General features: G+C 69.7%; 18 protein-coding genes. 12 read left to right on the top strand and 6 right to left on the bottom strand.

Features of this window, described 5'->3' with window-relative positions; translation table 11 throughout:
* Positions 1-87: 87 nt before the first annotated feature.
* From murQ to ABD743_RS35365, 5 genes are all read right to left on the bottom strand, one after another.
* Positions 88-984, bottom strand: a complete 897-nt coding sequence (gene murQ / locus ABD743_RS35385) for an N-acetylmuramic acid 6-phosphate etherase (protein ID WP_344727604.1) — start codon at positions 982-984, stop codon at positions 88-90.
* On the bottom strand, positions 984-1,859 hold the full coding sequence (locus tag ABD743_RS35380) for a MurR/RpiR family transcriptional regulator (protein WP_344727602.1): 876 nt from the start codon (positions 1,857-1,859) through the stop codon (positions 984-986). Before ABD743_RS35380 ends, murQ begins: the two co-directional genes overlap by 1 nt.
* Positions 1,856-3,031: an anhydro-N-acetylmuramic acid kinase gene (locus ABD743_RS35375; RefSeq protein ID WP_344727600.1), complete on the bottom strand. Its 1,176-nt coding sequence runs from the start codon at positions 3,029-3,031 to the stop codon at positions 1,856-1,858. Before ABD743_RS35375 ends, ABD743_RS35380 begins: the two co-directional genes overlap by 4 nt.
* Positions 3,028-4,332, bottom strand: coding sequence for an MFS transporter (locus tag ABD743_RS35370; RefSeq protein WP_344727599.1), 1,305 nt, complete (start codon positions 4,330-4,332; stop codon positions 3,028-3,030). Before ABD743_RS35370 ends, ABD743_RS35375 begins: the two co-directional genes overlap by 4 nt.
* Before the next feature lie 90 nt (positions 4,333-4,422).
* The gene (locus tag ABD743_RS35365; RefSeq protein ID WP_344727597.1) at positions 4,423-5,424 is read right to left on the bottom strand and encodes a helix-turn-helix transcriptional regulator; all 1,002 of its coding nucleotides are present in this window, start codon (positions 5,422-5,424) and stop codon (positions 4,423-4,425) included.
* 42 nt (positions 5,425-5,466) lie between these two features.
* Between ABD743_RS35365 and ABD743_RS35360 the strand changes: the two genes are divergently transcribed.
* From ABD743_RS35360 to ABD743_RS35350, 3 genes are all read left to right on the top strand, one after another.
* On the top strand, positions 5,467-6,024 hold the full coding sequence (locus ABD743_RS35360; protein WP_344727595.1) for an NUDIX domain-containing protein: 558 nt from the start codon (positions 5,467-5,469) through the stop codon (positions 6,022-6,024).
* Positions 6,025-6,190: 166 nt separating this feature from the next.
* A complete protein-coding gene (locus ABD743_RS35355; RefSeq protein WP_344727594.1) occupies positions 6,191-6,820 on the top strand; it encodes a hypothetical protein in 630 nt (209 codons plus the stop codon).
* A gap of 165 nt (positions 6,821-6,985) precedes the next feature.
* Positions 6,986-8,149 (top strand): acyl-CoA dehydrogenase family protein, encoded by a 1,164-nt coding sequence (locus ABD743_RS35350; RefSeq protein ID WP_344727593.1) that lies wholly within the window; start codon positions 6,986-6,988, stop codon positions 8,147-8,149.
* 1,058 nt (positions 8,150-9,207) lie between these two features.
* Here the strand turns inward: ABD743_RS35350 and ABD743_RS35345 are convergent.
* On the bottom strand, positions 9,208-10,248 hold the full coding sequence (locus tag ABD743_RS35345) for an LLM class flavin-dependent oxidoreductase (RefSeq protein ID WP_344727591.1): 1,041 nt from the start codon (positions 10,246-10,248) through the stop codon (positions 9,208-9,210).
* 93 nt (positions 10,249-10,341) lie between these two features.
* Between ABD743_RS35345 and ABD743_RS35340 the strand changes: the two genes are divergently transcribed.
* From ABD743_RS35340 to ABD743_RS35300, 9 genes are all read left to right on the top strand, one after another.
* On the top strand, positions 10,342-10,866 hold the full coding sequence (locus tag ABD743_RS35340) for a MarR family winged helix-turn-helix transcriptional regulator (RefSeq protein ID WP_344727590.1): 525 nt from the start codon (positions 10,342-10,344) through the stop codon (positions 10,864-10,866).
* Positions 10,863-12,128, top strand: coding sequence for an MFS transporter (locus ABD743_RS35335; protein WP_344727589.1), 1,266 nt, complete (start codon positions 10,863-10,865; stop codon positions 12,126-12,128). The genes ABD743_RS35340 and ABD743_RS35335 overlap by 4 nt, the downstream gene beginning before the upstream one ends.
* A gap of 103 nt (positions 12,129-12,231) precedes the next feature.
* Complete coding sequence (locus ABD743_RS35330; RefSeq protein WP_344727588.1) at positions 12,232-13,347, top strand: cupin domain-containing protein; 1,116 nt, start codon at positions 12,232-12,234, stop codon at positions 13,345-13,347.
* 87 nt (positions 13,348-13,434) lie between these two features.
* Positions 13,435-15,048: an ethanolamine ammonia-lyase reactivating factor EutA gene (locus ABD743_RS35325; protein ID WP_344727586.1), complete on the top strand. Its 1,614-nt coding sequence runs from the start codon at positions 13,435-13,437 to the stop codon at positions 15,046-15,048.
* A 478-nt stretch (positions 15,049-15,526) separates the two neighbouring features.
* Complete coding sequence (locus tag ABD743_RS35320; protein ID WP_344727585.1) at positions 15,527-16,543, top strand: cupin domain-containing protein; 1,017 nt, start codon at positions 15,527-15,529, stop codon at positions 16,541-16,543.
* Between the two features lie 26 nt (positions 16,544-16,569).
* Positions 16,570-17,274, top strand: a complete 705-nt coding sequence (locus ABD743_RS35315; RefSeq protein ID WP_344727584.1) for a class I SAM-dependent methyltransferase — start codon at positions 16,570-16,572, stop codon at positions 17,272-17,274.
* A 179-nt stretch (positions 17,275-17,453) separates the two neighbouring features.
* On the top strand, positions 17,454-18,755 hold the full coding sequence (locus ABD743_RS35310; protein WP_344727582.1) for an MFS transporter: 1,302 nt from the start codon (positions 17,454-17,456) through the stop codon (positions 18,753-18,755).
* Positions 18,756-18,822: 67 nt separating this feature from the next.
* The gene (locus ABD743_RS35305; RefSeq protein WP_344727581.1) at positions 18,823-19,914 is read left to right on the top strand and encodes an ABC transporter substrate-binding protein; all 1,092 of its coding nucleotides are present in this window, start codon (positions 18,823-18,825) and stop codon (positions 19,912-19,914) included.
* A gap of 49 nt (positions 19,915-19,963) precedes the next feature.
* Complete coding sequence (locus tag ABD743_RS35300; protein ID WP_344727580.1) at positions 19,964-21,748, top strand: ABC transporter permease; 1,785 nt, start codon at positions 19,964-19,966, stop codon at positions 21,746-21,748.
* Positions 21,749-21,757: the final 9 nt, after the last annotated feature.

Genomic DNA, 21,757 nt, shown 5'->3' with positions numbered 1-21,757 from the left:
CCGGCGACCCTAGTGCGCCTACAAGACGCGGCCCTCGCAGGACCCCTCAACCCTGCGAGGGCCGGCCGAATGTGGGCGACAACTGGCTCACGGCCCGTCGACGGCGGGGCGAACCCGTCCGTCGGCGCGGGCTAGCCGGTCGATCGCCGTCTGGCGTGAACACATGGCGAGCAGCATCACGACCGCGACCTTGACGTCACCGCCGGCCGCATCCAGCGCGGCGGCGGCGGTGTCGGCATTCGCGCCGGTCGCGGCGGCGACGATTCGGCGGGCCCGGTCGACGAGCTTGGCGTTGGTAGGCCTGACGTCGATCATGAGGTTCCCGAACACCTTGCCGCCCTGCACCATCGCGGCGGTCGAGAGCATGTTGCACACCAGCTTCTGCGCGGTGCCTGCCTTGAGCCGGGTGGAACCGGTGAGCACCTCGGGGCCCGTGGCGAGCTCGATCGCGACGTCCGCGTGGCTGCTGACCAGCGCACCGATGTTGCAAGCCACCGACACCGTCGACGCCCCGACGGACGCCGCGTGGTCGAGTCCGCCCAGAACGTAGGGCGTACGGCCGCTCGCCGTGAGGCCGACGACGACGTCGGCGGCACGGAGGTCGATGCCGCGCAGGTCCTCGACGCCCAGCAAGGGATCGTCCTCGGCGCCCTCGACAGCCGTGCCGACCGCCTGCCGGCCTCCGGCGATGAGCCCGACGACATCGCCGGGTCCGGTGCCGAAGGTCGGTGGGCACTCCACGGCGTCGAGCAGCCCGAGCCGGCCACTCGTGCCTGCACCCAGGTAGATCAGCCGTCCGCCGCGCGCCCTGGCCGCGACGATCAGCTCGACGGCCTTCACGATCTGCGGCAGGGCTGCGGTAACGGCAGCGGGGGCCTTGTGGTCCTCGGCGTTCATCAGCGCCAGCAGGTCGGCGACCGGCATCCGGTCGAGGTCTGCGCTCTCGGGGAGCGCGGACTCGGTCGTGAGTGACTGCAGGTCCATCAACATCCGTTCGTGTCGGGTCGGGGGCGATCGCGCCGGCGGGGGGAGACCGCCTCGTACGTGCTTTCGAGTGCGGCGCGCGCTCCGGGGGTGCGCCGCGCGACGCCGACGAACAGGGTGTCGACCACCAGCAGCTGGCTCGTCCGGCTGCCCATGGCCGCGGAACGGAAGCCGAGCTCGCGGCCCGCGGTGAGGAGCGTGTGGTCCGCGGCGCGGGCCAGCACGGATCGCGAGGCACCCGTGACGGCCACGGTCACCACGCCGGCGGCCCGAGCCACCTGGACGGGACGCACGACGCCCGCCGTGCCGCCGGAGTGCGAGATACCGATGGCGACGTCGCCCGGGCGGAGCAGGGCTGCGCTGACCATTGCTGCGTCGTGCTCGGGATGGGCGATGCACAGCAACCCGATCCGGCCCAGCTTCGCCGCAAGGTCCTGCGCGACCAGCCCGGAGGCCCCGATCCCGTAGGCGTCGATCCGCCTGGCGCCTGCCATCGCCGCGACGACCGCCTCCAGCGTGTCGCCGTCGACGAGCTCGGCAGTGCCTGTGAGCTGCTCGCTCTCGAACGCGGCGAGTTTGCGCAGCACCGTCGGCATCGGGTCGTCGTCGGCGACGTCGGAGTCCAACGGCAGCGCGGCGCCCGTGCCTCCGCCGACCGCGGCCAGGGCCAGCCGCAGCGCCGGGTAGCCCGGATAGCCGAGACGGCGCGCGATGCGGGCGACGGTCGCGGTGCTCGTCGACGTCTGCCCGGCCAGCTCGGTGATCGTGAGCCGGGCCGCTGCAGTGGGGTCGGCGTCCAGCACGGCGGCGACCCTGGCCTCGGCGGGCGACAGCTCCGGGAGCACGGCGCGGATCCGGGCGGCGAGGCTGCTCATGCGGCCTCCGCGATCTCGAGCACTCGGGGCAGCCGATCGGGTCGCGGCCGCCAGGGGAACCCCGCCCGGCCCGGGAGCACCGCACCGAGCACGCTCGGGTGCCGGGCGCCGGTGCAGCTCGCCACGGTGGCGGGGATGTCGTGCACCGTGCAGAAGCCCAGCAATGCGAACGCGTAGGCCTCCTTCCACGCCGCCGGAAGCCCCAGCTCGTCCGAGCTGCGGACCGGGACGCCGGGCAGCTCGGCCGCGAGCGCACGCATCAGCGTGGGGTTGCGGGTGCCACCCCCCGCAGCGATCACCTCGGTGCCACCGACGGAGCGGACGGCATCGCCGACGGTGCGGGCGGTCAGGGCGGTGAGCGTGGCGGCCAGGTCGTCGTCGGCGACGGCGGGGAGCCCGGCAAGCGCCGCGTCGAGGTAGTCGCGGTGGAAGAGCTCCTTGCCCGTGGTCTTCGGCGCGCGCCGCGCGTAGTAGGGCTCGGCGAGCAGGCGATCGAGCAGTCCGGCGTCCACCCGTCCCCTCGCGGCCATGGCCCCGTCGACGTCGCAGGTGAGCCGTCCGTCCGTGCGCTCGGACACGGCGATGTCGAGCAGTGCGTTCGCCGGACCGGTGTCGAACGCGATGGCGTCGGCGCCGGGCGGGACGACCGTGACGTTCGCGATGCCGCCGAGGTTGAGCGCGACCGGAGCGCCGGGGCGGCCGCGCAGCCACATCACGTCGACGGCGCTGACCAGCGGAGCGCCCTGGCCGCCCGCGGCGACGTCGCGGCTGCGGAGGTCGGCCACCACGGCGCAACCCGTGCGCTCTGCGATCCAGGCGGGCTGGCCGATCTGCAGCGTGCCGCGCACGGCAGTGCCCTCGACCCAGTGGAAGACGGTCTGCCCGTGCGCGACGACGAGCTCCGCGCGCCCGGCGCACAGCCGGTCGTTCGCGGTGGCTGCGGCCTCGGCGAAGGCCTGGCCGATGCCGGTGTCGAGCCGGCAGACGTCCTCGATCGTGGTGACGGCCGGGGGCAGTACCGCGGCGATCCGCACACGCAGCTCGTCGGGGTAGGGCACGCCGAGCCCGCCGAGCGGACGCAGCACGATCCGGTCGCCGTCGAGGTCGAGATCGGCCGCCGCGGCGTCGATCCCGTCGAACGACGTCCCGGACATCAACCCGATCACCCTCACGCGGACTCCCCCAACGGCCTGCGGTGGTCGTCTCCGCGCAGCGTGGCGAGGGCGACGGCACTCACCACGCAGGTGGCCATCACGTAGTACGCCGGAATGTCCACATCGGACGTTCCGGCGATCAACGCCGTGATGATCAGGCCTGCCGAGCCCGAGAAGACCGCGTTCGACAACGAGTACGCGAGGCCGAGGCCCGTGTAGCGGACCCCGGTGGGGAACATCTCCGACAACATCGCAGGCCCGGGCCCCGCGATCAGGCCGACGGCTCCGCCTGCCACCAGGACCGCGAGTCCCTGCAGGAGCGGGCCGCTGCTCTTGTTCTGCAGCACATTGAGCAGCGGCAGTGCCAGTACGACGATCAGCACGGTTCCGGCGAGCATCACCGGGCGGCGGCCGATCCGATCACTGAGCAGGCCTGCCGGCAGGATCGTCGCCGCGAACCCGGCGTTGGCCACCACCGTGGCCACCAGCGCCTGCTGGAACGACGCTCCCAGCGACGACTGCAGGTACGCCGGCATCACGACGAGGAAGGTGTAACCCGCCGCCGACCAGCCCATGAGCCGCGCGGCCCCCACCGCGATCGCCCGGGTCGTCTGCCACGCACCCGGCCGGGCAGGCGCCTCGCCCGTGACGGCCACCGCTCGCCGGAACGAGGGCGTCTCCTCCAGCCGCAGGCGGAGCCAGAGCGCCACCAGCCCCAGCGGCAGCGCGAGCAGGAACGGGATCCGCCAGCCCCACGCCGTGAGCTGGTCGGCGCTGAGCACGGCACCCAGGATCGCCGCGAGCCCTGCCCCGGCGAGCAGGCCGAGCGCCACCGTGAACGACTGCCAGGACCCGTAGAGCCCGCGCCGGCCGGTGGGGGCGAACTCCGTCATCACCGAGACCGCGCCGCCGAACTCGCCACCCGCCGAGAGGCCCTGCAGCACCCGGACCAGCGTGAGCAGCCACGGCGCCGCTGCCCCGATCGTGGCGTACGTGGGCAGCACGCCGATGAGGAAGGTGGCCCCGGTCATCAGCAGCAGGACCAGCACCAGGGTGGGCTTGCGGCCGATCCGGTCGCCGACCCTGCCGAACAACGCCGCGCCGATCGGACGGAAGAAGAAGGCCAGAGCGAACGAGGCGTAGGTCTTGACCAGGCTCTCCAGCCCGGCGCTCCCGTCCGGGCTGAAGAAGTTGGCGGCGATGATCGTGGCGAAGAAGCCGTAGACGCCGAACTCGTACCACTCGATGAAGTTGCCCACCGTGCCCGCGACGACGGCACGACGGGGACTGCCGGTCCCGCGCGCCGTGGTCGTCTCCATGACAACGATGCTCACGACCGCCCGGACGCTCTGTCAATAATTGACAAGGGAGCGTTGCGCCACAGGGCCGGCCCATCGATCTCGTAACGATCACCGAGGAGCGTTGCGCTCCGCGAGGGCAGCGCCCGCGGCGGCCAGGGCCGTGCGCAGCTCGGGTGGGTCGAGCGCCTCCACCTCCCCGCCCAGGCCCGTGAGCTGCGACGCGGCCACCACGATCTCCTCGACGTCGAGCTCGACCTCGCGCCAGCCCTCGGCGTCCGGCGGGCCGGCACGTGCGATCGCCTGCACCGCCGCGTCCGTGTCGGTCACGTGCGACAGCATCTTCAGCCCGCGCGGTCCCAGCCGCAGCCGCACCGTGACGCGCAGCATCTGGCTCGCGAACCGGTTCGTCGAGTCCGCCCACCACGTCGCGAGGTCGAACCCGTCCGGTCGGGTGAAGCCCTCGCCGGTGGGCTCCGCGGCCACGATCCGGTCGACCCGGTAGGTCAACACGGCGTCACCCCGCGCTGAATCGACGCGCGCTCCGCTGACGCTCCGCGCGGCCAAGTACCACGTCCCCGCCTTCACAACCACGCCGAGCGGCTCGATCGTCCGGTCGACCACATCGGTTCGTCGGCGGTACGAGATGCGCAGCCGCTGCTGCCCCCACACCGCCTCGGCGACGGCGGCCAGCTGGGTCACCTGATGCGGTGTGTGGAACCAGCCCGGCGCATCGAGATGGAACCGCTCGGCCACGGTGCGGGCGTGCTCCCGCATCTCCGCCGGCAGGGTGGCGAGCAGCTTGGCCTGCGCGCCGGCCAGAGCGGCACTCATCCCCAGCTCGGCGAGTACCTGCGGGGCGCCGACAGCGAAGAGCGCAGCCGCCTCCTGGGCCGTCAGCCCGTCGAGCCGCGTGCGCCAGCCGTCCACGAGCCGGATGCCCCCACCCCGGCCCTGCTCGGTGAAGAGCGGCACACCTGCCGCGGAGAGCGCGGCGACGTCGCGATAGATCGTCCGTTCCGAGACCTCCAGTTCGCGCGCCAGCTCCCCTGCCGTGGCCTCGCGCAGGCGCTGAAGGGTGAACAGCAGGGTGACCAGGCGGGACGCGCGCACCCCGGGATCGTGCCCGATCCCGGCACCCTGCACCGTGTCCCCGTGGAGATGCTCAGCAGCCGCCAGGTTTACGCCAACAGCTGGATGACGGTCCGTGAGGACGCCGTGCGCCGCCCGGACGGAACCAACGGCATCTACGGAGTGATCGACAAGCCCACATACGCCCTGGTCATCCCCCGCGACGGCGACCGTCTACAGATGGTGGAGCAGTTCCGCTACCCGGTGGGCCGGCGCCGCTGGGAGTTCCCCGCCGGCACGGCCCCCGACCGTGCCGAGATCGACCCCGCCGAGCTCGCCGTGCAGGAACTGCGCGAGGAGACCGGGCTCGTCGCCGGCCGGATGGATCTGATCGGCAGACTCGAGGTGGCGCCCGGGATGTCGAGCCAGACCGGCACGGTCTGGCTCGCGACCGATCTCACCGAGGGCCCCGCTCAGCGCGAGCACACCGAGCAGGACATGCGCACCGCGTGGTTCACCGCCGAGGAGTTCGAGGCGATGGCCCGCTCGGGCGAGATTCCCGACTCGCAGAGCCTCGCCGCCTACCTGCTCCTGCAGCTGCACGATCGGGGCTTGAACGGAGCCGAATCACCTCGTCGGTAGTCCGAGGGCCAAACCTGTCGCCCCCGGTTTCCACTCCCATGTCGACGCCGTCCGATACGCGCTGAGCTCGGCGAGCGGGGACCGTTGCCGCACGGGCATGCGGCGGCTAGCGTGCAGTTAGTCATAAATTTTTACTAACTTCGAGCTGCGCACCGTGGAGGACCAGATGGCATCGTCGACAAGCACACCGTTGGACGAACTGGAGCGGGAGTGGCACGCACCGGGCCGGACCGCGATCGACCTGGCGTCGGTCGACGTCAACCAGGTGCTCGCCGATCACTACGAGACCGACCCCCCCGGCTTCGTCTACACCGCATCGATGTTGTGGGACATGGAGCAGCGCAAGGCCGCCGCTCCCGATATCTACCTCCCGAACGTGGTCAAGCCAGGCAGCCTGGAAACCTTCGGCCTGCCGACAACGGGCCCAGCGGTCGATTTCGTCCGCGTCACCGAGCAGCGACTGTGGCTCGACCCCGCGACGTACGGGACGATCATCGAATACGTTCACCTCGACGAGGAACAGCGGCGCGCGTTCTTCATCGGCGCCGCCTCATTCGACACCCCGGACGGCCGCACCGTGAGGGCGGGCACCGGTCAGCCACTCTTCCACGTCGAGCACTCGGTCGCGGGCACCGAGCAGCGGCCGCTGAACAACTGGCGCATCGTCCACCTCACCGACAAGGTCGACCCGGTGATGACCGCACAATTCGCGGAGCTGTCGCGCCAGACCTACCTGCGCGAGTTCATCGAGGTGCACCTGACCCGCGAACTGGGCATCACGCTGCGCCGCAAGTAGCTCCTGCCGCACCGGGCGAGTTCGAGGCGACGGCTCGCACCGACGAGATGACCGACGCGCAGAGCCTCGCCACCTACCTGCTCCTGCAGCCGCACGACCGGCGCCGACGACGGGCACGGCAAGATCGCCCGCAACGACACCCGACGACGGGAAAGGCACCGGTGCATGGACCTTCGTGAGACCGACGAGCAACGGCTGCTGCGGTCCTCCGTGGCTGCGATGGCGGCGAGATACGGGCACGACTACCTGATGGAGAAGGCGCGCACCGGCGCCAAGACCACCGAGCTGTGGGCCGACGCCGCCGCGGCCGGCTACCTCGGCGTGGCCGTGCCGGCCGAGTACGGCGGCGGCGGTGCGGGGATGGTCGAGCTCACGATCGTCGCCGAGGAGATCGCCGCGGCGGGCTGCCCGTTGCTGCTGATCGTGGTATCGCCCGCGATCGCCGCCTCGGTGATCGCTCGGTCCGGCACCGTCGACCAGAAGGAACGGTGGCTCCCCCGTTTCGCCGACGGTTCCGTGCGGATGTCGTTCGCGATCACCGAGCCGGACGCGGGATCGAACTCCCACCGGATCAGCACCACCGCCCGGCGCGACGCCGACCGCGGCGGATGGCGGCTGAGCGGCACCAAGTACTACATCTCCGGCGTGGACGAGACGGACGCGACGCTCGTGGTGGCCCGCCTCGAGGACACGGCCACCGGGACGCTGCGACCTGCGATGTTCGTCGTGCCCACCGACACGCCGGGGATGACCTACCAGCCGATCGAGATGGCGATCCACAGCCCCGAGAAGCAGTTCACGGTCTACTTCGACGACGCCTTCGTGCCCGACGACGCTCTCGTAGGCGGGGAGGAGGCCGGGCTGGCGGCGTTGTTCGCCGGACTCAACCCGGAGCGGATCACCGTGGCCGCGTACATCAACGGACTCGCGCGTTACGCCCTGCGCAAGGGCGCCGCCTACGCCAGGGAGCGCACCGTGTGGCAGGCGCCGATCGGCAGCCACCAGGCGATCGCCCACCCGCTGGCCAAGGCACACGTCGAGGTCGAGCTCGCCCGCCTCGCCACCACCCGCGCGGCCTGGCTCTACGACGAGGGCGACCAGGCGGCCGCGGGCGAGGCGGCGAACATGGCGAAGTACGCCGCCGCCGAGGCCGCCATCAACGCCGTCGATGCGGCTGTGCAGGCACACGGCGGCAACGGCATGTCGGTCGAGTACGGCGTCGGCACCCTGATCGGCGCGGTGCGCGCGGCACGGATCGCCCCGGTGAGCCGGGAGATGATCCTCAACTACATCGCCCAGCACTCACTCGGATTGCCGAAGTCGTACTAGGCCTGACCAATCATTACCGCGACACCAAGATCACCGCGAGATCGGGCCATGCGCCCTCCGGAGGGCGCAACCACAGATCTCGGAATGATCACGGGCCGGCTGGATCGCCACCGGACCCAGGGTCCGATCGCGATGATCGCCGCGAGATCCGCCGATCCGCCCGCCACGGGGCGAAAACCCGGACCTGGGAACGATCAACGCGCCTAAGATCACCGCGAGATCCGCCGACCCGCCCCCACAAGGGCGACAACCCGGCACTCGCAACGATCATGACGCGGCCCCGCCGGCCAGCGGACCAGGTATCCCGGCGCGGCGATCGCCGCGAGATCCGCCCTCCGCCGGGCGGAGACTTGATGCTCGAGGTTCTCGGATTCGAGTTCGTGGTAAATGGTTTCGAGCAGCGCTTTCCTTGGAATCCCGCTACCGCCCCGCTAAGCGGGCGGGCGTCGAATCGTGGAGCGCCGTTCTAGGGGTATCACCGTTGCATCCGTGCCAGCGGGTTCGTCATCCGGACTCGTAATCGTGCCGCAGTCGAGACAGATTCTCCCGATTGCCGACAACTCGACGTCGTGAAGAGCACTCCACCTGTGCGGCGGGCAGCACCGGACAGGGAAGTTGATGACATTGTTCACCGCTGGCGTGGTGCCAACCGTCGGCGAGCGGCTGTCCCGAACCCGCGTTTCCGGCAGCGCTCTCTTCGGGGCGCAAGTCGTGCCCGACCCGAACCCTGAGTGCCCCTTATGGGCACAACGCTTGATTCCACGGCCGGAAAGTAGCTCGACGCACAATGCAACCGAAACGTGGCGTGAATCATATCATTAAAATTTCCTTAAACGGTCGGAAGCCGCATACCTCTGCTAACGCGGATTTTCCACAACTGTGCGTAACCGCGCGGACGGAAAATTGGTCCGTCCGGGCTAGTAGAACCGAGCAACCAGTGTGGATGATCCTATTTGTCCGTATTCGCCGATGGTTCCACTGCGTCATCGTTCCGCTACCCAGCGTTGATCCACAGTATTTGTACAGCGCACCGACGTTGAGTTGTGACGTCGACCTCTTCACGATCCGGCGTAGGGGCGGCCGGCCGTGGCTGCGCGCACGGCAGGCATCACCACCTCGGTGAAGGCCTCCAGGTTCGCGGCGCTCTCGGCGGGCGTGAGGTCACCGAAGGCGAGGGTCACCTCGAAGTAGTTGACGTCCGCGCGCTCGACCTGCTCCAGCAGGAGATCGCGGACGGTCTCCGGCGAGCCGACGAGGGCCGCGCCGCGGCGAAGCCCCGCGTCGGTGTCGAACTGGGCATCCACACGGTGGTCGTCGTGGTCGTGCCACAGCTTCGTGAGCTCGCGGACGAAGACGTCGTTGGCCTTGCGATAGCGGTCCAGAGCCCCGGCATCGGTGTCGTCGATGTAGACGGTTGCGGCCATCCCGACCCGCGGCGTCCCGCCATGCGGCCGTGGGCCGGACTCCCAGGCACGCCAGTACGTGTCCGCGGCGGAGGTGAAGGAGCCCCCGTTCCACCGGCCGACGAAGTTGATGCCGCTCCGGCCGGCCCACTCCGCGCTGTTGGTGTTACTGGAGGCGTACCAGAGCGGTGGGTGCGGCTGTTGTACGGGACGCACCGACAACTCGACGTCGTAGTCGCGCAGACGCTCGCCTCGATGGACCATGCGCCCGGTCGCCAGAGCGGTGGTGACGACGTCGAGCGTCTCGGTGAAGAGCGCCCTGGAGTCCTCGTCGGAGACACCGAAGTAGGCGAGCTCGTAGGGGCTGACCCCACGGCCGACGCCGAGATCGAGCCGACCCGCGCAGAGCTGGTCGAGGACGGCGATCTCCTCGGCCAGGCGCAGCGGGTCGTAGGTCGGCAGCACGTTCACCAGCGCCCCGATGCGCATCCGGGAGGTTCGCTGGCTCAGTGCGGCGAGGAAGAGGTTCGGTGACGGGCACACCGACAGGGGCGTGCCGTGGTGCTCGGTGACGTGGTAGTGGTCGATTCCCGCCGCCTCGGCCGCCACGGCGAGGTCCAGCCGGCTCGCGAGTACCGCACCCGGCGTGGAGTCTCCGAGATCGAACGAGTCGAAGATGCCGAAGGCGAAGCCCACCCTGTTACCTCCTGGTTGTCCCGGCCCTCATCTTGCGCGATCTTCTCCCGGACCGCCCGCGAAAGATTCCATAAGCGCTGTTACATTAGCGCTGTGACATCTCCCGGAGATCCGGCCGACCCGACGCTGGAGAGCGCGATCCGGCCACTCAAGGACCTGCTGTCGGAGATGGACGCCGACATCGGGCGCCTGTACACGGAGCACGGGGTCGCGGGGGTGCGCCCGCGGTTCAGCATGGCGTTGATCCGCTTGCGCCACCGCGGTCCGATGACGGTCAAGGAGCTCGCCGAGCAGATCGACGTCACGCACTCGGCGATGAGCCAGACCGTCACCGCGATGCGCCGTGAAGGACTCGTCGACACCTCGACCGGCTCGGACGCCCGCACGCGCACGGTGTCGCTCACCGAACGGGGCCGCGCGCTGGTGCCGTTCCTCGAGGACGAATGGCGCGCGACCGAACGCGCATGGGTGGAGCTGGAGGCCGAGATCCCCTACCCCCTGACCCGCGTGGTCGACGACATCGTCGCCGCGCTGCGACAACGCTCGTTCCTCGAGCGCCTCAGGCAGCAGCTCGACCACCCATCAGCTCCCGGCGACGATCGGGAGCCCCGGGCGTGAGACTGATCGACAGCGTCCTCGACACCCGCCCGCTGCGATCACATCCGGCCTTCCGCCGCATCTGGGCCGGCACCATGGCACAGAGCTTCGGCGGTCAGGTCGCCGTGGTCGCGGTGCTGTACCAGGTGTGGGAGCTCACGCAGAGCGCTGTGTGGGTCGGTGCGATCGGGGTCGCCACCGCCGTCCCGACCATCGTCTTCGGACTCCTCGGCGGCGTCCTCGCCGACGCGATGGACCGGCGCAGGCTCGTCGCCGTCACCAGCATCGGCGCGGCCGTCGCGGCGGTACTGCTCGCCGTCCAGGCGGGTCTCGGTGCGCACTCCCTGCCACTGGTCCTGATCCTGGTGGCGACACAGACGGCGTGCGGAGCGCTGGGGTCCTCGGCCCGGCGCACATTCGTGGCCCGGCTGCTCCCACCCGGCCAGGTCCCCGCCGGCATCGCGCTGAACCACGTCAGCTTCCAGATCGCGATGCTGGTGGGGCCCGCCGTCGCCGGTCTGGTACTCGCCCACGCAGGACTGACGTGGGCCTACGCCGTGGACGCCGCAGCCATCACGCTCGCCCTGTACGGGGTGGCCCGGCTGCCGAGCATGCGGCCCACCGGGGGAACCACGACCGTCGGCCTGCGGGCGAGCCGGGACGGATGGCGCTTCATCCTGCGGCGCCCGGCCCTGAGCGGCTCCATCGCCACCGACCTGGCGGCAACCGTGCTCGCCATGCCCATCGCGCTCTTCCCGGTGCTCAACGAGGAACGGTTCGGCGGGGATCCACAGACACTCGGCCTCTTCCTCTCGGCGATCGCGGTCGGTGGGATCACCGCCGGCCTGACCTCGGGCATCCTGGCGCGCATCCCCCGGGCCGGACTCGTCCAGCTCACGGCCGCGGGTGTCTGGGGCGTAGCCCTGGCCGGCTTCGGCCTCGCGGACACACTGCTCCCGACCCTCGCCTGCCTCGCCGTCGCCGGAGCAGCCGACACGATCTCCGTCATCTCCCGCGGGTCCCTGGTTCAGCTGGAGACACCGGACCACTACCTCGGTCGCATCGTCTCCGTCGAGAACGTCGTCGGCGTCGGCGGGCCGGGCATCGGCAACGCCAGGGCGGGTGCGGTCGCCGGCCTCACGTCGGCCGGAGTCGCCGCGGTCACCGGCGGTCTCGCCTGCGCCCTCGTCGTGGCCGTACTGGCCGCCACCAACCCCACGCTGCGGCGCTGGAGGCGTCCGGAGGCCGCCGACGATGCACCGACGGTCCGAGCGGACGCATAGCACCACATGCTCGCCGCCCTTCCGCAGGGGCAGCGTTGACATGGCGGAAATATCGGCCTTATGGTCATACCAATAGCTTGAACTCGAAGCGGAGGTCTGCTGCATGGCCGGGGACGCGATCGTCGACGACACGTTGGCGGCGAAGTTCGCCACCGAGAAGGATTCCCCCTACACGCGGTGGGTCGCCAACGAGGGCCTGGAGATCATCGCCGCCCACTACGTGCCCGACCTGCGCACCGTGGATCTCAAACCCTGGGACCGTCGCGGTGGGCGCGGGGTGTTCATCAACCACGAGGCCACCCGCACCTCCAACGACTGCTACGTCTGCGAGATCCCCGCAGGCGCCGCCCTGGCCCCCCAGCGGCAACTGTTCGAGGAGATGATCCTCGTCCTGGACGGGCACGGCTCCACCAAGGTCTGGAACGACAACGGCGCCGAAGTCACCTTCGAATGGCAGCCCGGATCGCTGTTCGCGATCCCGCTCAACGCCAACCACCAGCACTTCAACGGCTCCGGGCAGAAGGCCGCCCGGTTCGTCGCCTCCACCAACATGCCCCCGGTCATCAACCTCTACGACGACGTCGAGTTCGTCTTCGGCACCGCCAAGGACTTCCCGAAACGCTTCAACGGCGAGCCCGACTACTTCGCCCCCAAGGGCGAGCAGAAAGGCCTGTTGCTCGACACCAACTTCGTGGCAGACGCGGTCAACCTGCCCCTGGTCCACGCCGCCGAACGCGGCGCAGGCGGTGGGCACATCCGCTTCAACATGGCGCGCGGATCGATGAACAGCCACATCTCGCAGTTCCCCGTCGGCACGTACAAGAAGGGCCACCGCCACGGCCCCGGCGCCCACGTGATCATCCTGTCCGGCACCGGTTACAGCCTCATGTGGCCCGAGGGCGAAGAGCCCCGACGCTACGAATGGGGCCCCGGCGCGCTGATCGTCCCACCGAACATGTGGTACCACCAGCACTTCAACACCGGCGAGGAGCCCAGCCGCTACCTCGCGTTCAAGCACGAAGGCGTCTCCATCCGCAACGCCCAGGGCGTGCCCAAGGCGTGGATCAGCCAGCGCCTGGGCGGCGACCAGATCGACTACGCCGACGAGTCACCCGTGGTCCGCGAACTGTTCCGCGAAGCCCTGGCCAAGTACGGCATCGAACCGAACATGGACGCGGTCTACGAGGCCGAACTTCCCACGCTCGCCCCGAAGCCCTAGGCACCGGGGTACGGGCATCCCGTGCGGCCCGCCTGCTCCCCAGGCGGGCCGCACGGCCACGCTCGCGACACGACGAGGAGTACGCGCGTGACGGACGCCGCCCCGCACGGCCACGGCCACGGCCACGGCCACGGCCACGAGTCGGACACGGTCTACTCGTCCTTCTACGCGCCGGGCGACGACCACGTGCACGACGACGAGCCGCTCAGCCCGCTCGAGGACAACCCGATCTGGCAGCAGGACAACGTCACCCTGCGCAGCGTCGGGATGGACATCGGCTCCTCCGGCACCCAGGTCGTCTTCTCCACGCTGCACCTGCGCCGCATCAGCGAGGAGCTGACCAGCCGCTACATCGTCGTGCGCAGGCAGACCGACTACCGCTCGCCGGTCGAGCTGACCCCTTACGCGAGCGCCGAGCGCATCGACGCCGAGGCACTCGGCTCGATCATCGATCGCGCCTACAACACCGCACGGGTGGACCCCGAGAACATCGACACCGGCGTCGTGATCCTCACCGGCGAGGCCCTGCGCCGCAGCAACGCCGAGGCGATCGCGGGCGTGCTGGCCGAGCGCGGCGGTGAACTGGTGACGGCGACCGCGGGCCACAACATGGAGGCCATGCTGGCCGCCTACGGCTCGGGCGCCGCGCAGACCTCGTACGACACGGGCACCCGCATTCTCAACATCGACATCGGCGGCGGCACCACCAAGCTCGCGGTGCTCGACCGCGGGCAGGTCGTGCGCACCGCGGCCGTCCACATCGGCGGCCGGCTCCAGGTCGTGGACGCCGACGACCGCGTCGTGCGGCTCGACCCCGCGGGCCGCGACCACGCCGCACGCGCCGGGTACGACTGGGCGCTCGGCGATGTCGCGCGCGCCGACGAGATCGAGAAGGTCGCCGAGACCATGGCGGACGCACTCATCACGGCTGTCGCCGCCGGGGCCGCGTTGCCCGCCGAGATCGAGCGGCTGTACCTGACCGAACCGATCGGCGAGCTCGGCCCGATCGACGGCGTGATGTTCTCCGGCGGGGTCGCCGAGTACGTGTACGACCGCGAGACCAGGCGGTTCGGCGATCTCGGTCTCCCACTGGGCCGAGCCCTGCGCCGCCGGATCGACTCGGGCGAGCTGCCGTTCCCGTTGCTGCCCGCCGGGGAGTGCATCCGCGCCACCGCGCTGGGTGCATCCGAGTACAGCGTGCAGCTCAGCGGGAACACCGGCTTCATCACCGACCCCGACTCGCTGCTGCCCCGCCGCAACCTGCAGGTGGTGAAGCCCGCCTACCAGCTCGGCGAGACGGTCGACTCGGACGCCGTCGCCGACGCGGTCCGGCGTCATCTGGTCGCTCTCGACGTCCCGGAGACCGCCGACGTGGCACTGGCCATGGGGTGGAGCGGGCTGCCCAGCTACCAGCGGGTCGTGGCGCTCGCGCGGGGGATCCGCGACGGGCTCGCCCACCGCACCGCACTCGGGCGGCCCGTGTACGTGATGCTCGACGGGGACGTGGCCATGACACTCGGCCGGCTGCTCACCGACGAACTCGGCGTCGCGGGCGACATCCTGGTCGTCGACGGGCTCAGCCTGCGGGACTTCGACTACATCGACATCGGCCGGGTGCGCTTTCCGTCGAATACCGTGCCGGTCACCATCAAGTCCCTGATATTCAGCGAGGACCCCCGGCGGCCTGGCCGCACCGGTTGATCAACCGAGCGGGCGGTTTGCACTTTTCTGCCCGTCTCGCCCTTTTCAATCCTTTCGCCGCGGCCGCGATCGACCCGTCAGGCATTGTCCTCCCGGCGCCGTCCGCGCGGGTCTCACGTGCAGCCGCCGAATCAGCGTAAAACGTGGTGATCCCCAAGGCGTCCTTCCGGCCCATTGACCCGCGTTGAGGGCTATTGATATAACTGTTAGGCCAATGGAGGCCCGGGTTGTGTCGGAGCCGCAGAACCTTGGCCGTACCACCAGAAGCAGTGGATGTTCCGGCCGTGGGTCAGGACCGCTTCGAATCCGTCCTGGGCCCATTCCGTCGGCCCGGTTTGTTCACATTGCTCAGGGCCTCCGCCCACCGGGTGGGGCCGGGCTCGCTGCACGGGTGGATACAGCGCCGCTACGGCACTGTCGGATGAGCGACGGCCGGGGCCGATGAGTGCGGACTCGGGCCGGGATCTGTGAGGGCGGTATGAGCGACACGAAGGGCAGGGTCTTCCTGCGCGGCATCACGTCCGAGACGTACGGGCTCAAGGAGTTCCGGCGCCGCCAGCTCGACGCGCCACGGGTACGGGACGACTCGGTCGTGGTCGACGACGCGAAGGTCGCACACTCCGGCGACTCGCAGGAGTCCCGCACATGGTGGCGGATCGGACCGGGCGACGATCCTTTCCTCACGCAGAGCCTCCAGGTGCACTTCGTCGAACTGCCCCCGCGCACCTCGAACCACGGCCACGGGCACCAGAACGAGGCGGCCTTCTTCATCCTGGAGGGCGCCGGCTACGAAATCCATGACGACCAGCGCTACGACTGGGAGAAGGACGACCTGGTCATCGTCCACACGGACTCGATTCACCGGCACTTCAACCCGTACGACGAGACCGCGCGCTGCCTGATCTTCAAGGCCAAGTCGATGTGGATGTACCTCGGCCTGCTCCAGCAGGGCCGCAGCGGCCCGGTCGACGACGAGGAGCGCTTCGGCCCGCGCATGGACTGGTCGCAGCTGTGGACCCCGGACGTGGAGAAGCGCCGCAAGGTCGTGAAGTCGGCCGACACGCAGTGGGAGTCGACCCCGCTCGGCAAGGTGCGGGTGATGTCCCGGCCCGGCGACGACGTGCGGACCTTCAGTGTCGACGCCTACGTGCTGGAGATCCCCGCGGGCAGCCGCTCCGGCGAGCGCTGGCACATGGCGGACGAGGTGCTCTACGTCCGCTCCGGCTCCGGGTACAGCCTCCACTGGGAGGTTGCGGCCGAGCTCTCCGAGAAGTACTACGCCCGCATCGCGAACGAGCCCACGCGGCACGAGTTCAAGCCCGGCGACACGCTCTACGTCCCGCAGAACACGGTGGCCCAGCACTTCGCCGCCGACGGGGAACCGCTGACCTTCGTGTCCGCCCAGAACCGGCTCTTCAAGCAGCTCGGTTACAACAGCACCGTGTTCCTGGAGAACGCGCCCGAGTACGACGGACCAGCCGGCGCCCGTTCCTGACCCCCTTCTCTGACAAAGGAGACGAGATGCCGGAACAAAGCCGTTCCGCCGCGGCGGTGTGGTCCGATGCGGAGTTCGCGCAGGCCTGGCTGGGCGCCGACCCGCAGGGCCCGCAGGACCTGCTCGAACTGCCACGGCACATGGCGGCCCGACTGGTGGCCGAGGAAACCCCGCAACCGCGGCTGATCGTGGACGTGGCCAGCGGAGCGGGCAAGTTCCTGTCCGTCCTGCTCGACGCCTTCCCCGACGCGCACGGCGTCTGGACGGACGTCTCGGACACGATGCTGGAACGCGCCCGGACGGATCTCGCCCGCTTCGGTGACCGCGTCGACTTCACGGTGGGCGACATGACAGCGCTACGCGCGGCCGGCGTACCTGACCAGGTCGACGTGCTCGTCACCTCGCGGGCCAGCCACCACCTGGCAGGCGAGGAGCTCCGAGGCTTCTACCGGGAGGCCGGCAGCCTGCTGGCCCCGGGCGGCTGGCTGGTCAACCTCGACCACATCGGCCCGGAGGACGAGATGTGGGACAAGCGCTACCGCGCGGTGCGCAAGAAGTTCTCCGCACCCCGTGCGGCCACCCCCTCCCACCACCACAACTACCCACTACCCAGCGAAGCTGATCATCTCGACGGCTACCGAGCCGCGGGCGTGAGCGACGTGGACGTCGCCTGGAAGGCGTTCTACAGCTGCCTGTTCATCGGCCGCGCCCCCCGGAGCCCACAGAGCTGAACCGGCCCCCACCCCACCACCTGGGTGGCCGTCGCGTCGGATCGCATGCCGGTGCTTGAGGAATGTCGATTCCTCCCCATCGATCTCGCATTCCGGTTCCGCCGCACATTTCACACGGAGCGTCGCCGAGTTCATGAGCGCGCCGAGTTCAACGACGCACCCCGCACGCAAGGATCCCGATGACACCCGAAACGGACGTCCGCCCCGGAACGGGCAGGGAGTGGCTTCCCGCTGCCCTGCGCGGCCGCCACATGCAGAGGTGGCTGCACGTCAGCCTGCCGTTGCTGATCGCCTTCTCGGTGGCGCAGCTCAGCAAGTCCTCGATCGGCGTCATCGTCGCCGACCGGGCGTTCAGCCATCAGTTCGGTCTCGACGTTCATCCCGGTTCCGTCGGCTGGCTGACCAGCCTGTTCCTCTACGCCTACGGAATCGCGCTCTTCGCCTGGGGATTCATCCTCAAAAGGCTCGGCCCACGCACATCGATGTTGATCGGCACCGGGATCTGGGTGGTGGCGCTCGCGCTCCCGCCGTTCGTCAACAGCCTGGGCGAGCTGTACGGCACGCGCATCCTGCTCGCGGTGGGCGAGGCGTGCTTCTACCCGGTGGCACACACCCTCACCGCCCGCTGGTTCCCGATGAACGAACGGGCGCGGGCGAACGCGTCCTGGCTCTCGGGCATCTTCGTCGGCTCGGCACTGGGCAGCGTCCTCACGACGACGATGCTCACGGCGTTCAGCTGGCGCGCCACCTTCCTCACGCAGGCGCTGATCGCCGCCGTGTTCGCGTTCTGCGTCGTGCTGGCCCTGCTCCAGGACCAGCCCGAGAAGGCGCACGGCGTGAGCGCGGAAGAGGTCAACCACATCGTCGAAGGCCGGTTCGAGTCGACGACGGTGGTACCGAAACGGGGACCCGAGTCGCCGTTCCGCAACTACCGCTACTGGCTGACGATGCTAATGTACGTCGGCACCAACGCCCCTTTCTACGGGCTGGTGACGTGGGCGCCGCTCTACCTGCAGCAGGAGCGCCACGTCGAGCTCAGTGACATCGGCATCGTGCTGACCGTGGCGAACGTCCTGTCGATCGTCGTCATGGTGCTGGTGGGACGCGCATCGGACCGGACGGTCAGACGCGCCGGCTGGGCCGCATGGGGTTTCGTCATCGAAGGCGTCGGCATCGCGGGCACGGTGCTGTTCTCCAACGCGGGCGTCGACAGCTTCTTCATCTTCCTCGGGCTCGCCGGCAACGCCTGGTGCGTGGTCACCAACTGGTCCCTGCTGCACAGCCTGATGCCGACGCACCAGTCCGAGTACTCCTCCAGCGTGTTCGCCTCGATCACCAACCTCGTGGGTGCGGCGCTGCCGGCGCTGGTGGGCATCCTGCTGGCCGCTACCGGCTCCTACACCGCCGGATTCGGGCTGATGTTCGTCACCGTGCTGATATCCCTGGGCTGCTGTCTCGTGCTGCGCCCACAGGGCTACTGACCTCCTCCGCAGAGCCCGTCCTCCACCGGCGGACGGCAACCGATCAGCCACAATCCGGAGGGACCGAATGCACGACCTGCACCTGCCCCCGCTACCTCGCATCCCCGCCCGCCTCACGCCGGCGCTTCTCCTGATCGCACTACTGACCGCATGCGCAGGGCCCGCGGCCACCACCACCACGGCGGTGGCTCCCGCCCAACAGCCCGCGCAGCTCCTGGCCGAGGCGCGGCAGGAAGGCTCGGTGCTCTGGTACACGACGTTCGCCGACGACGACGTCAACGACGTGATCGCCGCGTTCGAGAAGAACTACCCAGGGGTCAAGGTCGATGCGCTGCGCCTGTCCGCCGACAAGCTGCCGACCCGACTGGTCACCGAGCAGCGCGGCGGCAAGTTCAACGCCGACGTCATCACGGCCGACTCCGAACCCGTCTACCAGCTCATCCAGGTGGGCACGCTTGCTCCTTACCGGGTGCCCGAGACCCCGACGTTGCCCGAGCAGCTGCAGAGCCTCCCGGACGGCTACCGCAACGTCGTCTACGTCAACACGAGTGCCATCGCCTACAACCCGCAGGCTCTCGCGGCCGGGCACCTCTCCGTGCCGCGTTCGATCGAGGATCTGACGAGCCCCGCCTGGAGAGGCCGCTTCTCGATCGACCCGAACGCGATCAACTGGTACGAGGGCCTCATCTCCGCGATGGGCCACGACAAGGCTCTCGCGCTGGTGAAGGCGCTGGGGAACAACGACCCGCGGCTGGCGGAGAGCCACACTCAGTCGCTCACCGACGTGCAGGCGGGTGAGCCCGTCGCCGCGATCAACGCCTACGGCTACAAGGCGGCGTCGCTCGCGAAGGAGACCCCCGAGCGGATGGCGTTCAGCAACACCGACCCGCTGCCCTCGGCGGGCGTGCTGGCGGAACTGGCGAAGAACGCGCCGCATCCGGCCGCCGCCAAGCTGTTCATCGACTGGATCATGTCGAACGACGGGCAGCAGGAGGTCGTGGACGTCTCCAACCACGTCTCCCTCAGCGAGTCCGCGCAGAACGACACGAGCGTGTGGAACCCCTCGAACTGGACGCCTGCCTGGTCCACGCCCGTGATCAGCGCCGACACCTACGACCACCTGCTCGAGGAGTACCAGGAGGCTCTGCACGCCGTCTGACAGGCCACGCCACCCCGGTTACTCCTCACCTGCAAGGACGGCAAATGCAATGAGCCTGACCATCGGGTCGCGCACCGCGCAGCCCCGCACCACGCGTGTATCCCGCGGCCCGAAGAACCGCGTTCGAAGCGTCCTGTCCTGGTTCGGCGACCCGCGACACATCCTGCTGGCCGTGGTCGCGGTCGTGGTGGCCTACCTGGCCGTCGTACCGGCGCTGACCATGGCGATCGCGAGCCTGCAGTCCTCCTTCCTGTCCACCGGGCCGGTCGAATGGACCCTGCGCAACTACAGCGAGACCCTCGGCAGCGCCTCCTTCTGGAGGCTGGTGGGCAACTCCTTCGCCTACGCCGGGGCCACCGCCGCGCTGTGCACCGTGCTGGGGTTCGGCCTGGCCTACCTCGTGGCACGCACCAACACACCGGCGAAGTTCTTCGCGCAGATCGCGGCCATGATCCCGCTGATCATCCCGGGCATCCTCAACACCGTCGCCTGGGCGCTGCTGTTCGCCCCGCAGACCGGGGCTCTCAACGTGCTGCTGCGCGCCGTGCACCTGCCCGCGTTCAACATCTACTCGCTCGCCGGCATGGTCCTCGTTCAGTCGATGCACGTGACGCCGGTCGCCTTCCTGATGGGCGCCGCCGCGTTCTCCAACATGGACTCGTCGCTGGAGGAGGCGGCACAGGCGTCCGGAGCCCCTCCGCTGCGGGTGTTCCGCATGATCACCCTGCGGATGATCCGGCCGGCGATCCTGTCGGCCGCGCTGCTGATGTTCGTGCAGACGATCTCCACGTTCGAGGTGCCGCAGCTCATCGGCGTGCCCGGGCACACGTTCGTCTTCGTCAGCCGGATCTACTCCGCCCTGCAGACCTTCCCCACCGACTACGGCACCGTGGGCGTCACCGGGATCTTCATCCTCGCCGTCTCCAGCGGCGGCCTGTGGCTCTCCCGGCGACTGTCCGGCTCGGGCGCCGCCGCGCAGACCATCACCGGCAAGGGCTTCCGGCCCACCGTCACCGACCTGGGTCGCTGGCGATGGCTCGGGCTCGCGGTGTTCGTCGTGTTCTTCGTCGTCGCGGTGGCACTGCCGCTGCTGATGCTGGTGTGGTCGTCGCTGCTGCCCGGCTACGAGCCGCCGTCGATCTCGGCCCTGCACCACCTGACGCTCGCCGACTACCAGCAGGTGCTGCACACCCCGGCGCTGACGTCCTCGGTGCGCAACAGCCTCATCACGGCCGTGCTGGCCGGTGCGATCGTCACCGTGCTGAGCGCCCTGGTCGCCTACATCACCGTCAAGACCCGGGCCCGCGGCCGCGGACTGCTCGACGGACTGGCCACCGTGCCGCTGGCCGTGCCGAGCGTGGTGATGGGCGTGGGCATCCTGTACTGGTACCTGACGGCGCCTCTGCCGTTCCATCTGTACGGCACGCTGACGATTCTCGTGATCGCGTTCGTCACGATCGGCCTGCCCTACGGCATGCGCTACATCGTGCCGGGAATGGCGCAGATCAAGGACGAACTGGAGGAGGCGGCCGCCGCCAGCGGAGCGTCCTGGCTGCGCACCTTCCGCCAGATCTACGTGCCGCTGCTGGCCCCGTCGCTGCTGGCGGCGTTCCTCTACACGGTGATCGTCGCGTTCCGGGAGATCTCGGCGGCGATCTTCCTCTACACGCAGGACACCCAGGTGGTGTCGGTGACGATCTACCAGGAGTGGTCCAACGGCAGCTATCCCATCGTGGCTGCACTGGGCGTCTGCATCGTCGTCTTCCTCGCCCTGATCGTCGTCCTGGTTCGCCTTCTCGGCAGGAGAACCGGGCTCAACCGCCAGTCGAGCTGAGCACGCGAA

This window comes from Pseudonocardia yunnanensis (assembly GCF_039534065.1).
Lineage (GTDB): Bacteria > Actinomycetota > Actinomycetes > Mycobacteriales > Pseudonocardiaceae > Pseudonocardia > Pseudonocardia yunnanensis.
This window is presented reverse-complemented; position numbering and strand designations above follow the sequence as displayed.